14 protein-coding genes and 2 pseudogenes are annotated in these 12,689 nt (G+C 71.6%); 4 read left to right on the plus strand and 12 right to left on the minus strand.

The window, feature by feature from the left end; translation table 11 throughout:
• Positions 1 to 72 precede the first annotated feature (72 nt).
• A complete protein-coding gene (locus B7C62_22725; GenBank protein ARF74736.1) occupies positions 73 to 1,062 on the plus strand; it encodes a malate dehydrogenase in 990 nt (329 codons plus the stop codon).
• Positions 1,063 to 1,179: 117 nt separating this feature from the next.
• Here B7C62_22725 and B7C62_22730 read toward each other — a convergent pair whose 3' ends face one another.
• The 11 genes and pseudogenes from B7C62_22730 to B7C62_22780 form a co-directional block, all read right to left on the minus strand.
• Positions 1,180 to 1,935, minus strand: a complete 756-nt coding sequence (locus B7C62_22730; protein ARF74737.1) for a carboxyvinyl-carboxyphosphonate phosphorylmutase — start codon at positions 1,933 to 1,935, stop codon at positions 1,180 to 1,182.
• Between the two features lie 23 nt (positions 1,936 to 1,958).
• Positions 1,959 to 2,471, minus strand: coding sequence for an alkylhydroperoxidase (locus B7C62_22735; protein ARF74738.1), 513 nt, complete (start codon positions 2,469 to 2,471; stop codon positions 1,959 to 1,961).
• 169 nt (positions 2,472 to 2,640) lie between these two features.
• Positions 2,641 to 3,027: a hypothetical protein gene (locus tag B7C62_22740; GenBank protein ID ARF77328.1), complete on the minus strand. Its 387-nt coding sequence runs from the start codon at positions 3,025 to 3,027 to the stop codon at positions 2,641 to 2,643.
• A gap of 23 nt (positions 3,028 to 3,050) precedes the next feature.
• Positions 3,051 to 3,449 (minus strand): hypothetical protein, encoded by a 399-nt coding sequence (locus tag B7C62_22745; GenBank protein ARF74739.1) that lies wholly within the window; start codon positions 3,447 to 3,449, stop codon positions 3,051 to 3,053.
• A 137-nt stretch (positions 3,450 to 3,586) separates the two neighbouring features.
• On the minus strand, positions 3,587 to 4,537 hold the full coding sequence (locus tag B7C62_22750; GenBank protein ID ARF77329.1) for a hypothetical protein: 951 nt from the start codon (positions 4,535 to 4,537) through the stop codon (positions 3,587 to 3,589).
• 41 nt (positions 4,538 to 4,578) lie between these two features.
• Positions 4,579 to 5,034: an NUDIX hydrolase gene (locus B7C62_22755; GenBank protein ARF74740.1), complete on the minus strand. Its 456-nt coding sequence runs from the start codon at positions 5,032 to 5,034 to the stop codon at positions 4,579 to 4,581.
• 195 nt (positions 5,035 to 5,229) lie between these two features.
• A pseudogene (locus B7C62_22760) lies at positions 5,230 to 5,916 on the minus strand (methyltransferase type 11).
• Positions 5,917 to 6,207: 291 nt separating this feature from the next.
• Positions 6,208 to 6,594 (minus strand): hypothetical protein, encoded by a 387-nt coding sequence (locus B7C62_22765; protein ID ARF77330.1) that lies wholly within the window; start codon positions 6,592 to 6,594, stop codon positions 6,208 to 6,210.
• Positions 6,595 to 6,621: 27 nt separating this feature from the next.
• Positions 6,622 to 6,885, minus strand: a pseudogene (locus tag B7C62_22770) (hypothetical protein).
• A complete protein-coding gene (locus B7C62_22775; GenBank protein ARF74741.1) occupies positions 6,882 to 7,106 on the minus strand; it encodes a hypothetical protein in 225 nt (74 codons plus the stop codon). The pseudogene B7C62_22770 and the gene B7C62_22775 overlap by 4 nt, the downstream one beginning before the upstream one ends.
• Before the next feature lie 228 nt (positions 7,107 to 7,334).
• Positions 7,335 to 8,498: a hypothetical protein gene (locus B7C62_22780; protein ARF74742.1), complete on the minus strand. Its 1,164-nt coding sequence runs from the start codon at positions 8,496 to 8,498 to the stop codon at positions 7,335 to 7,337.
• A 169-nt stretch (positions 8,499 to 8,667) separates the two neighbouring features.
• Here B7C62_22780 and B7C62_22785 point away from each other — a divergent pair, with 169 nt between their 5' ends.
• The gene (locus B7C62_22785; protein ARF74743.1) at positions 8,668 to 10,068 is read left to right on the plus strand and encodes a GntR family transcriptional regulator; all 1,401 of its coding nucleotides are present in this window, start codon (positions 8,668 to 8,670) and stop codon (positions 10,066 to 10,068) included.
• 77 nt (positions 10,069 to 10,145) lie between these two features.
• Here B7C62_22785 and B7C62_22790 read toward each other — a convergent pair whose 3' ends face one another.
• On the minus strand, positions 10,146 to 10,997 hold the full coding sequence (locus B7C62_22790) for a hypothetical protein (protein ID ARF74744.1): 852 nt from the start codon (positions 10,995 to 10,997) through the stop codon (positions 10,146 to 10,148).
• Between the two features lie 169 nt (positions 10,998 to 11,166).
• Here B7C62_22790 and B7C62_22795 point away from each other — a divergent pair, with 169 nt between their 5' ends.
• Together B7C62_22795 and B7C62_22800 are read left to right on the plus strand one after the other, a co-directional pair.
• Entirely contained in the window at positions 11,167 to 11,490 is a 324-nt protein-coding gene (locus B7C62_22795) for a hypothetical protein (GenBank protein ARF74745.1), read from the plus strand.
• A 5-nt stretch (positions 11,491 to 11,495) separates the two neighbouring features.
• Complete coding sequence (locus B7C62_22800; protein ID ARF74746.1) at positions 11,496 to 12,683, plus strand: glutathionylspermidine synthase; 1,188 nt, start codon at positions 11,496 to 11,498, stop codon at positions 12,681 to 12,683.
• The last annotated feature ends 6 nt before the right edge of the window (positions 12,684 to 12,689 follow it).

Here is a 12,689-nt window from a genome sequence, read left to right on the forward strand (position 1 = left end):
AGGGATCTCCCGCACCAGGGTCCGGCACCAGGGGCCGGGACCCCCACCGCCAGCTGTCTAACGGAGACCGCCATGACCCGCACTCCCGTCAATGTCACCGTGACCGGCGCTGCCGGCCAGATCGGCTACGCGCTGCTCTTCCGCATCGCCTCCGGCCACCTGCTCGGCCCGGACGTGCCGGTCAACCTGCGCCTCCTGGAGATCCCGCAGGGCCTCAAGGCCGCCGAGGGCACCGCGATGGAGCTCGACGACTGCGCCTTCCCGCTGCTGCGGGGCATCGAGATCACCGACGACCCGAACGTCGGCTTCGCCGGTGCGAACGTGGCCCTGCTCGTCGGCGCCCGCCCCCGTACCAAGGGCATGGAGCGCGGTGACCTGCTCGCCGCCAACGGTGGCATCTTCAAGCCGCAGGGCAAGGCCATCAACGACCACGCGGCGGACGACATCAAGGTCCTCGTCGTCGGCAACCCGGCCAACACCAACGCGCTCATCGCGCAGGCCGCCGCCCCGGACGTACCGGCCGAGCGCTTCACCGCGATGACCCGCCTGGACCACAACCGCGCGATCTCGCAGCTGGCCGCCAAGACCGGTGCCGCCGTCTCCGACATCAAGAAGCTGACGATCTGGGGCAACCACTCGGCCACCCAGTACCCGGACATCTTCCACGCGGAGATCGCCGGCAAGAACGCGGCCGAGGTCGTCAACGACGAGGTGTGGCTGGCCGACACCTTCATCCCGACCGTCGCCAAGCGCGGCGCCGCGATCATCGAGGCCCGGGGCGCGTCCTCCGCCGCCTCGGCCGCCAACGCCGCCATCGACCACGTCCACACCTGGGTCAACGGCACCGCCGAGGGCGACTGGACCTCGATGGGCATCCCGTCGGACGGCTCCTACGGCGTCCCCGAGGGCATCATCTCCTCCTTCCCGGTCACCACGAAGGACGGAAAGTACGAGATCGTCCAGGGCCTGGACATCAACGAGTTCTCCCGCGCGCGCATCGACGCGTCGGTCAAGGAGCTCACCGAGGAGCGCGACGCGGTCCGCGAGCTCGGCCTGATCTGACCGATCCGCACGCATGGACCGATCCGTGCGCCTAGCATGACGAGTGCCCCGGCAGTCGGCGCAGGCCGCCGGGGCACTTCGCTGTCCGCGGGGCCACGGGTCCACAGGGCTGGGGGCCTACCGCACCCCCTCCGCCGCCTCCCGCGCCGCCGCCACCGCCAGCCGCTGGAGCGCCGGGCCGAACGTGACCCGGGCCGCGCCCAGTTCGCCCAGCCTGCGCACGGCGGCCGGGGAGTCCGGCGTACCGAGGGCGTTCAGCGGTACGGACACGGCGGCGGCCAGCCGGGGCAGCGCCCCGTGCGGCGCGCCGATCGGGTAGACCCCGTCGGCGCCTGCTGCCGCATAGCACCGGACCCGCTCGAGAGCGTCCGCTTCCAGACCCGTAGGGGCACCCGCCTCCCCACCCGTACCGTCGGGTGTCGCGCGTACGAAGGTGTCGACCCGGGCGTTCAGGAAGAGCTGCCCGCCCGCCGCCGCGCAGAAGCGGGCCAGCCGGTCCGCCTGGCGGGCCGGGTCCAGCAGGACGCCGTCCACCGAGTCCTCCAGGTTGCAGCCGACGGCCCCCGCCGCCAGGAGCCGTTCCACCAGCTCCTCCGGCTCCAGCCCGTACCCGGCCTCGATGTCCGCCGACACGGGTACGGAGACCGCGCGGACGATCCTCGCCACGGCGGCGAACATCTCCTCCGCCGGGGTCCGCCCGTCCTCGTGGCCGAGCGCGGCGGCGACCCCCGCGCTCGGCACCGCCAGCGCCGGGAACCCGGCCTCCTCCAGGGCCCGCGCACTCGCCGCGTCCCACGGCCCGGGCAGCACCAGCGGGTCGCCGGGGGCGCGGCCGTGGTGCAGGGCGCGGAAGACGGAGACCGGGTCGGTCATGGGGCTCTCCTCCAGGGGGGCGGTCAGTGCTTGAAGTCGCCGGGCGTGTAGTGGCCGGGGACCTGCCGGGTGGTGACCCCGAAGCGGTTCCAGGCGTTGATCACCGTGATCGCGGCGATCAGCTGGGCCAGTTCGGCCTTCTCGAAGTGGGCGGCGGCCCGCGCGTACACCTCGTCCGGGACGAACCCGTCGGTCAGGACGGTGATCGCCTCCGTCAGCTCGATCGCCGCGATCTCCTTCTCCGTGTAGAAGTGCCGCGACTCGTCCCAGGCGCTCAGCTGGACGATCCGCTCGGCGCTCTCCCCGGCGGCCAGGGCGTCCTTGGAGTGCATGTCCAGGCAGAACGCACACCGGTTGAGCTGCGAGGCCCGGATCTTCACCAGCTCCAGCAACAGCGGGTCGAGCCCCTTCCGGGAGGCGGCGTCGAGGCGGACCATCGCCTTGAAGACCTCGGGGGCCAGCTCGGCCCAGGGCAGCCGGGCGGGGTGCTCGGGGGCGTACGCGGGAGTGCCGTGCGTGTGCGTGTGTGTCGTCATGAGAACGACGCTACGGGCTCGGTGGCGCAAGGGTGTGGTCCACTGCGGTGACGGATTCCTGGGCCATTTTCGGCGGCGACCGGGGCATCCTCCCGGAGCACGGCCACGGGAGCCTGCGGCGGCGTCGGCCCCGGTCGGGGGAGCCGGACGACCCCTCGGAACGGATCGTCTACTCCCCGCCTTCCTCGGTGAACTCGGGCGACCGGTGCGGACGCTCCTTCGCCAACTCTTGTCTGAGGGCTTCCAGGGTGGGGTCCGTCACGTCCCATGTGTGTGCGGACGGGTGGTCGGCGAACAGCCCGCAAGCGTCCTCCTCGGCAGTGAGCGCGGGGCACCAGGGCAGTGACGCGAGCTTTACGTCCTGTCCGTTCCACCGGGCCCAGACGGCACTGCCGGGCCGTCCGCCCTCGTCCCACACCATGTCGGCGTGGTCGTCGTCATGGTCCTCGCCGAGTTCGCAGAGAACATGCCGGGCCTCCAGGCGGTGCACGGGGGCGAACAGGGAGACGACGTGGTTGGTAGGTGACAGGAAGACCACGGACGTGCACTTGTTCATGGTTCGGGTGACCTCCTGGGCCGTCATGATGCGTCGGTGTCGTCGGTGTCCAGGGCGCCGAGCGGGTCCGTCACCTGGAAGGAGTGGGTACGGGGACGGTGGCCGAAGAAGAGCGGGCACCGCCTGATGGAGCCTCGGTCGAAGTCGTGGAGGGTCGCCAGGCACAGGGGCAGGGTGGCGAACCGGTAGACCCGGTGAGTGCTGCTTCCGGCCCACAGGAACCACAGGTCCCGATCGTCCCGGCCCTCGGCCGCACACAGGTGTGCGGCGTGTTCGGTGGACTCGTCGTGCTCGCCGAGTTCGCACAACAGGAAGTCCCGGGCGAGGGCTTCCTGCGGATGGTCGGGGCCCCCTTCCATGTCGGCAAGGGCAACGAGCGCTTCAACGAACGGTGTTCCGGCGACGGCGGTGCATTGCAGCACGGTGCGTTCGATCTCTTTCGTGGGTGTCGGGACAGCGCGAAGCCCCACCCATGGGTGAAGGGGCAGTGCGGGAGCGGGGCTCGTTGCTGCGGAATCAAGGGACTGCACCACGTTCGGGTGGGGCCGCGTCGAGCCGATCAGGCGCTGAGATCCAGGGCGGGAGCGAAGTACGCACCCGACTGGAACACTCCGGCGAAGCTTCCGGGACCGTGTCGGGCATCGAGCCAGACGCCCAGCCCTCGGGTGTCCCCGCTGACCACTGCGGTGAGCAAGAGGTCGTGCAGGTTGTCTTCCTCACCGGGCGCGAACTCGGACAGGAACACGGTGTAGCGGCGGTTCACTCCTGTTTCGTACCGGCGGAGTGCCCCGGCGTACCGGGCCGCCTCATCAGCGCCCTCCTCCACCGGCCCCGTCATCACGTCGTCGGCCGACAGCGTTCCCGTGGTGTCCCGGAACGCGAGCCGGCCGAACACGTCGTCGGGCTCCAGCAGTCCGGCGCGAGCTGCTGTCTCGCGGGTGACGCGGCGGGCTTCCCTGTCGCAGGCCCCTTCCATCACGACGCCGAGGTTGCGGGTGTGGGGGGTGCCCTGCGGGTCGGCCGAACTGTACGTCTGGCCCGTGATGCGGCGGTAGTTGATGCCGTACTGCGTCCGGGTCGGCTTGCCCGCGACGTCTACGTACCGCCGACGCGATCCGAAGTGAAGGCAGTCGTGGGCGTAGGCCCGAAGCAGGTCGAGCAGCGCGAGTTCCGGGCGTTCCGGGACGGTGTGTTCCATCGGCCCGTACATGGTGATGACCGACAGCATTTGCAGATGCCGGTATCCCTGGTCCGGGTGGTGGAATCCGCCGAAGGCACCGGGCCGGACCGACTCGGCGCCCACCAACATTCTGTGAAGGGGCAGCATGTGTGAGAGCCCGAGTTCGGCGTACCTGCCCCGCGTGGCGTACAGACCTAGGTGGAAAGGGGCCGTGTCGATCCCCGCCGCCTGCCACTGCGCCAAGCGGTCGGGAGCGGGGCGGAAGATGTGGTCCGGGTGTCTCGCCGTGAGGACGGACGAGTCGGCCCGCAGCGCACCGAGCGCGTGCAGCACCTCGGCACCGACGACAGTTTCATTGGGTGCCAGGATGGTCAGGGGGTGTTGCCCCCGAGCACCAGTTGCCGGTGGGATTCCTGCATTCCTTCCGGCAGTGTGTCCAAGCTGAACCACTGTGCCTCCAAGATTTCCAACTCGTCGATTTTCAGGGTTCCCCCGACGTGCAGCGCTTCGTAGGCGACCTCCACGCGGAGTTTGTAGCCGCTCGTGACGTTCACCAGCCGACCGGGCTTCACATCGAGTCCGGTCTCCTCCTTCACCTCCCGGGCGATGGTCAGCGGGAATTCCTCGCTCTTGATGGCGTAGCCGGTGGGGAGCCCCCAAGGGCGCTCCGGGGGCCACATGCGGTGCTTGAGCAGCAGGACCTGCCCCGCGTCGTTCCGGACGACTCCCGTCACACCGACCATGAACTTGGCGTGCGCGAACCACAGGACCCGCCATTGCAGGGGGCCACGGATCAGACGCCACAGACGCGCAACGAGTCGCTTCATGGAGTTACCTTTCGCTGAGTCGGCGGGCACGTGAGCTACGAACCCGCAGTGATTGACGTAACTCTTTCAGTCACAGCGGGACACGCTGAGGCAGAGCCGTCGGCTGAACCCCGTCCGGCTACGGCCGACAGCGGGAGCGCACGGGTACGGCCGCCTCCACCCACCTGCCTCCGGTTCGAAGCGGCCCGGCCGGGCCTATCGGTCGCCCAGGGAACCGCGCCAACCGCCGCGCCACAGGTGCACCACACCATCAGGCGTGATGCGCACCCGCGCCCCGAGCAGCGGCAACGACCCTTCGGTGTTCAGCCGGTTCCGGACGCGCTCCAGCGCTCCCCAGAGCCGTTGCGGTCCGCCCTGGTGCACTTCCGGCGGATCGGTCCACTCCGCAGTCGCCCGGGCCCATGAACCGTCCGGGTGCACCAGGTAGGCGGTGCGGGTCTCGCCGTCGGTCTCGAACGCGGACTCCACGCCCGGGGTCGTGACTTCCAGCATGGAACGGAGTTCCCACGCTTCGGCCACGTCCACCACGGGGTAGCGTCCGATGCCGGTGGTCTCCCCTTCGCTCGTCCGGGCGAGGGCGAACAACCCGGTCAGGGCGGGCGGGTAGTCGTCGCCGGACCGGGTGGGCAGGAAACCGGCGGTGTCCCGCTCGACCACGCCCACCACGTCCCCGTCGTTGTGCTTCCACCCGGTCACGATCAGGGACGTGCGCCCGATGGTCGTCGCGATCCGCCCACCGGGCACCAGAGCGGCGAGCACCGGACGGAGCCCCGGACCGGCGGGCAGCCCGACGGTGGACACGATCCGTTCGTAGGTCCCCGGAACCCGCGTGGTCGCGTCCGCCGTCACGAACGTGGGGTGCAGCCCCATGGCGCCGAGTCGCCTCGCCTCCTTCTCCCAATTCATCATCGGCCTCTCAGTACTTGGGGCTGCACGCGGTGGTCGACGCCGGGTTGCAGTCGCTGGAGTCGTTGGGGGTGCAGGCGTTCCGGACGGGGCGGGGACACACACCTTGAGGTTCGCGCGTGGGCAGTTCCATGAACGTCGTCATGCTGATGTACCTCCCATGGGGCGGGGTGTGGTGGAGACGGTCGACTGCTGTCGGCAGCAGTCGACCGGAGCAGCGCCGCGTGCTTTCTGCCGCAGAGCACGTCACGCGGGAGGCAGCGGAGTTCAGGGCGAGCCGTCAGGCAGGTCGTCACCCACGGCCCGCGCCGAACGGACGGGCCATCCCGCGAGGGTGACGTGCATGCCCACGGCGGGGTCGGTGACGGTGAGCACTGCGGGCAGCCCGCACTCCAGGGCGCGTATCGCGTTGTCCTGGCGTTCGTCGTCACCGGCCCACGACCGCAGCCTTTCCGGTGCGTCGGAGCCGTGGAAGACCACCGGGTCCACGTCTCTGGCCGGGAGGTGCGGCGCGCCGGGTGGTACGTCGCCTCCGTGGCCGTCCGCGAGCCGAAGCGCCTGTCTGCGGAGCCACCGCATGACGAGCCGACGGTTCGGCAACGTGCCACCGCCGAGCGAGGTCACGCGCCGCCCGTCCGTCACGGTCACATCCACGGCGTAACGCGCCGGACCGACCGGGCAACGGAGCGCGCCTCCCGCCGCGTGCGGTTCGTCCGCCGCCTTGTGCTCCGCGGCCTGGTCGGTGATCGCCGTGTCCAACTCGGCGCAGAACAAGGCCCGGTAGGCGGAGACCGACTCGATGCGGACCAGCTCGGCGAACGGTCGGTCCTGCTCGGGCGGACGAGGAGTCAGCGCCCACATGATGCGGGGGAAGCGGAGTCGTAACAGGATCTCCACGGTTCCCACGGCGAGGGCGAGCCGAGCCCGTAAGCGTGTTGGGTTCACAGCGCCTCGCCCCGGCTTCGGGCGTTGGCGCGAGCGGTCCCGGAGCTCAGGCGTTCCGCGGGCGTTGCGGGGCGTACGTTCTCGGGTGCGGCTTCCCACTCCTGCCCGCCGCAGACCGGCCGCAGCGACCAGTACGGACCGGCGACCCCTCGGAACTCACCGACACGGTCTCTGCGGCTGGCGTCCACCATGAGCGTGCCGATCTCCGGTAACGCGGTCACCGTGCGCCCCCGCTCTCGGGCGTCGGCTCGCCCAGGACCCGCGCGGGACGGCGCGCGGCTACCGGGTACGGGTAGGGGGCGATGGGCCACAGACCGGCGGCGGCGTCCAGGAGCACGCGTCGGCGTGCACGATCGGCGGGGCTTCGTCGGGGCATGACATGACGTTAGGACTGCCCTGTGATCGCTTTCTGTGGCACTCTCGCTACCAGCAGTGCGGAAGTGCCCCTTCTACAGAGCCAGTTGCAACGTACTGGCCATGTGGCGCATTTCGGGAGTGAGGGTGCGTCGTCCCTCGACGATGGTTCGCAGAGTGTCCCGGGCGGGCGTTTGGTTCGGGAACCACTGAGGGGAAGCGGCTTGCAATTCGCTCAACTTGCCGAACGATTCTGTGAATCGACCGAGCCGGGCGTACGCGTTGGCCACGTCCAGTCCGTGTCGGCTCCGTACGCTGCTGGAGGGGCGGACAGTGAACAGGGGCATCTGCGCGGCGAGCCGCAACGCTGTGTCCGGCTGATCCTTGACCAATGCGTCCTCCACGGTCAGCATCCGGACTGTTGTGGGGCCGAAGGTCCGAACCGTCTCGTGTGCGACCTTCACCTCCCGGCCGATCGCGGTCGCCGCGCTCCGGGCGAACCTCTTCATGTCCGCGGCGACCTCGGGTTGGTTGTTGCGGACCGCCGCGCCAGAAGCCCGCAGCAACAGCAGTCCCCATGCGGCGAGTTCAGAGGTTGTCGCACGGGTGATCCGGGGTTCCAGGTCGTCCGCCCACTGCGTTGCCAGCGCCAGAGCCTGGTCCAGCTGTCCTTGCCGGATCATGAGCCATGTCAGCGTGTTGATGCTGGCGGATGCTTCCAACCGGTCCTGGGCGTTCGCCAGGGAGCGGCGGACCACCAGCTCCGCGATATCGAACTGCCGGGTGTGTGTCAGTGCTCCCGCCGCCATTTGCAGCACGCGCACTTGGACGCCCCGCCCGTCACCGGACAAGGTGTCCGCATCACGCAGTAGGCCGGGCAGCACGGCGGCGAGTTCGGTGAACTGGTGGTTGCTGTAAAGAAGTTCCGCTGCCCTGAGGACGCCGCTGACTCCGGCAGGAGTCGCCGGGGCGTCGATTGCCGAAGCGGGGGGCCGTGTCAGCTCGGCCCGAACCGGTGCCCACAGTTCGTGGGTCTCCGCCCGGGCCCCCTCCTCCTTGGGCTTGGCAACCAGATCCATGGTTTCCAGGCGTAAGGTCCTGGCGAGCGCGTGCAACGTCTCCATACGCGCGGTGGGACGTTCCCCTTGTTCGAGCTTGCGGATGGTCGAGACCGAAACCCCGGAGTGGTCGGCCAACTCCCTTTGGGTGAGCCCGCGCAGCTTGCGGGCCTGCTTGACTTTCTTCCCCGCATCAGTCATGGAATCCAGAGTACGGCCGCGCTGCCCGTTGCGTACCGGAGCGCGAGAACGGAAGAAGCCCTGTCCCGACCCGGGTCGGGAGCGTGAAGAGGGGGAGGACCCAGCTCGATGGTCGGCCGGTGAGAGCCCTTCACACGACCCCGGTGGCACAGCGATAGGGTTCACCCCCATGACGGATTCCTGGGCCACCTTCGGCGCCGACCTGCACCTGGAGCCGGTCGGTACGGGGCTGCGCAGCGGGCTGATGGAGGCCCTGCGGGAGGCCGTGCGCAGTGGGCGGCTGGCCCCCGGCACCCGGCTGCCGTCCTCCCGGGCGCTCGCCGCCGACCTGGGCATCGCCCGCAACACGGTCGCCGACGCCTACGCCGAACTCGTCGCCGAGGGGTGGCTCACCGCCCGGCAGGGCTCGGGGACCCGGGTCGCCCAGCGGTCGGCGCCGCGCCGGGCCGACCCGGTGGTGGTCCGCAGCAGGCCCGCCCGCCCCCGGACCGGCCACAACCTCAAACCGGGCTCCCCGGACGTGTCCTCCTTCCCCCGCACCGCCTGGCTCCGGGCGGCCCGCAAGGCGCTCACGGCCGCGCCCGACGAGGCGTTCGGCTACGGCGACGCGCGCGGGCGCCCCGAACTGCGCACGGTGCTGGCCGAGTACCTGAGCCGCTCGCGCGGGGTGCACGCCGACCCGGAGCGCATCGTGGTCTGTTCCGGCTTCGTCCACGGGCTGACGCTGCTGGGCAAGGTGCTGCGGCAGCGCCGGGTGCGGGACCTCGCCGTCGAGTCGTACGGCCTCGACCTGCACCGCGACCTCCTCACCGGCACCGGCCTGCGCACCCCCCGGCTGGTGGTGGACCACCTCGGCGCCCGCACCGGGGAGCTGGCCGCGATGCGCGGTACGGGGGCGGTCCTGCTCACCCCGGCCCACCAGTTCCCCACCGGGGTGCCGCTCCACCCGGACCGGCGGGCCGCCGCCGTCGACTGGGCGCGCGCCACCGGGGGCCTGATCCTGGAGGACGACTACGACGGGGAGTTCCGCTACGACCGGCAGCCCGTCGGCGCCCTCCAGGGCCTGGACCCCGAACACGTCGTCCACCTCGGCACCGCCTCCAAGTCCCTTGCCCCCGGCCTGCGCCTGGGCTGGATGGTGCTGCCCCGGAGCCTGGTCGCGGAGGTCGTGGCGGTGAAGGGCGCGGCCGACTGGATGACCGGCACCGTCGAGCAGCTGACGCTCGCGGAGTTCATCGCCTCGGGGGCGTACGACCGGCACGTACGCTCCATGCGGCTGCGCTACCGGCGCCGCCGCGACCAGCTCGTCGCGGCGCTCGCCGAACGCGCGCCGGGCATCGAGGTCAGCGGTATCGCGGCCGGGCTGCACGCGGTCCTCGAACTCCCCCCGGGCACCGAGCGTCCGGTGATCCAGGCGGCGGCCTTCCAGGGCCTGGCGCTGGACGGCCTCGCCCGCTACCGCCACCCCGACGCCCCGGCCGGGCGCGACGCGCTGGTGATCGGCTACGGCTCGCCGTCGGAGAGCGCGTGGACGGGTGCCCTGGACGCGCTGTGCCGGGTGTTGCCGTAAGAAGTCCAGGGCCAGGCCCCTAAGGGTGTGTCCGGCGGATCTTGACCGGGTCCGCGTCCTGATCCGCCGGACACGCCCTAAGGGCGGCCCGGCGCGCCCCCGCCCTCCGCCTCCGGCGCCTCCCCGAACCGGGCCAGGGCCAGCGACCCCGCCACCGCCACCGCGAAACCGGTGACCGCCAGCCAGCCGAGCCCCGCCCGGGTCCCGTCGCCCAGCCACACCACGCCCACCAGCGCCGGGCCCACCGTCTCGCCGAGCACCATCCCGGCCGTTGCCGTGGTCACCGACCCCTTCTGGAGCGCCGAGGTCAGCAGCAGGAACGCCGCCCCGCCGCCCAGCAGCAGCCCGTACGCCGCCGGGTTCCGCACCAGCGCGCCCGGCGACACGTCGTCGACCAGCCGCACCGACACCTCCACCACCCCGAAGCCGAACCCCGCCCCCAGCCCCAGCGCCAGGGAGCGCGGCCGGGTCGGCAGCCGACCGCCCACCGCGCCGAGCAGCAGCACCCCCAGCGCGGCGGCGGGCATCGCCCACGGCAGCCAGTCCGGGCCCGGCCGGTCGCCCTCCACGCCCGAGGCGAGCCCCAGCATCCCGAGCCCGGCGCAGACCGTCGCCACCGCCGTCCACTCCGTCGCGCTGAGCCGGACCGCCAGCAGCCGCGCCGCGACCACCGCCGTCACCGCGAGGGAGGCGGCGAGCGCGGCCCCCACCGCGTAGATGGGCAGCGAGCGCAGGGCGACGATCTGGAGGACGAACCCCAGCCCGTCCAGGGCGAGCCCGGCCACGTAACGCCACTGCCGTACGGCCCGGAGCAGCAGCGCGGGGTCCACGCCCGCCCCGGACTCCGGCCGGGCGGCGGCCCGCGCGGCGATGGCCTGGAGGACGGAGGCCGTCCCGTAGCAGAGCGCGGAGGCGAGCGCACAGATCATCCCCAGAGGCACAAAAGGGAATGTACCGGGCGGAGAGGGGGGAGGGAGGCCGCCGGTCCGCCCGCTCCGGTTCCGAACCCGCGCACCCCGCAACTAGTCTGACAAGAGGTCCGGTGGCGAGACGTGCCGGACGCGCACCACGTACGACGCACGGGGGAGAACTGAAGAGATGGCTAAGCGGAGGCTGAGGTCGAGCACGGTCGTGCTCGGCGGCATGGGGCTGCTCGCCCTGACGATCACGTCCTGCGGATCGGAACCGGACCGGCGGTGCGCCGACCGGACGACCCGCGAGACCCTGCCCAGTTACGAGTGCCGGGGCTCCGGCGGCGGTGGCGGAGCGGGCGGCTCCGGGGGCACCGGAGGCTCCGGCCGGGGCTCGTACTACTACGGCGGCTCCACCAGCAGTTACGACGGCAAGGTCCAGGGCGGCAGCTTCGACAAGTCGGCGGTCGACCGGGGCGGCTTCGGCTGCACCAAGTCCGGTGGGGGCTGAGCCCGGTGGAGCGCCGCACGATCGCACCGCGCCCCGGCTGGCAGGAGACCGTCGAGTCCCAGGGGCTCGTCTATCCGCTCACCCGCCACCCGGACGGGTCGCTGCGCCCCTACTGGGACGAGAGCGCCTACTACGTCTTCTCGCTGCCTGAGGTCGAGGCGCTGGAGGAGACCGTCGAGGAGCTGCACACGATGAGCCTGGCCGCCGCCGCGCACATCGTGGAGCGCGACCGGTTCGCCGACCTCGGGATCACCGATCCGCGCCTGGCCGCCCTGGTCGCCGAGTCCTGGCGCCGCCGCGACGAACTGCCCTCCCTGTACGGGCGGTTCGACCTGCGCTACGACGGGGACGGCCCGGCGAAGATGCTGGAGTACAACGCCGACACCCCCACCTCACTGGTGGAGGCCGCCAGCCCGCAGTGGTTCTGGATGGAGGAACGGTTCCCCGGCGCCGACCAGTGGAACTCGCTCCACGAGCGGCTGGTCGACGCCTGGAAGCGGCAGGCGCGGCTGCTGCCGCCGGGCCCGGTCCACTTCGCCCACTCGGAGGGCGACGAGGCGGGCGAGGACCTGATGACGGTCGCGTACCTCCGCGAGACCGCCCAGCAGGCCGGACTCGACACCGAGGCGCTGTCCGTGGAGGAGATCGGCTGGGACCGGCTGTCCGGGCGGTTCGTCGACGACCGGCTCCGCTTCATCCGCAGCTGCTTCAAGCTCTACCCCTGGGAGTGGCTCACCACGGACCGCTTCGGGCCGCAGGTGCTGGAGACCCTCGACAACGGCGGCGGCTCCGGCACCACCTGCTGGATCGAGCCCGCCTGGAAGATGCTGCTCTCCAACAAGGCGCTGCTGGCGGTCCTCTGGGAGCTGTACCCGGGCCACCCCAATCTGCTGCCCGCCTACCTCGACGGCCCGCGCGAGCTGGCCGGGCCCGCCGGGGCGGGGTACGTCTCCAAACCGCTGCTGGGCCGCGAGGGCGCCGGGGTGGACCTGTACGGGCCCGGCTCCCCGGCCGTCGCGCGCGAGGAGCCGTGCTGCTACCAGGAGCTGGCCCCGCTCCCCGACATCGACGGCAACCGCGTGGTGCTCGGGGCCTGGGTGGTGGAGGACGAGGCGGCCGGGCTCGGCATCCGGGAATCGGCGGGGCCGGTCACGGACGAGTACGCCCGCTTCCTGCCCCACGTCATCCTCTGAGCCTTC

This window comes from Kitasatospora albolonga, assembly GCA_002082585.1.
In the GTDB taxonomy this organism is placed as follows: Bacteria; Actinomycetota; Actinomycetes; order Streptomycetales; family Streptomycetaceae; genus Streptomyces; species Streptomyces stephensoniae.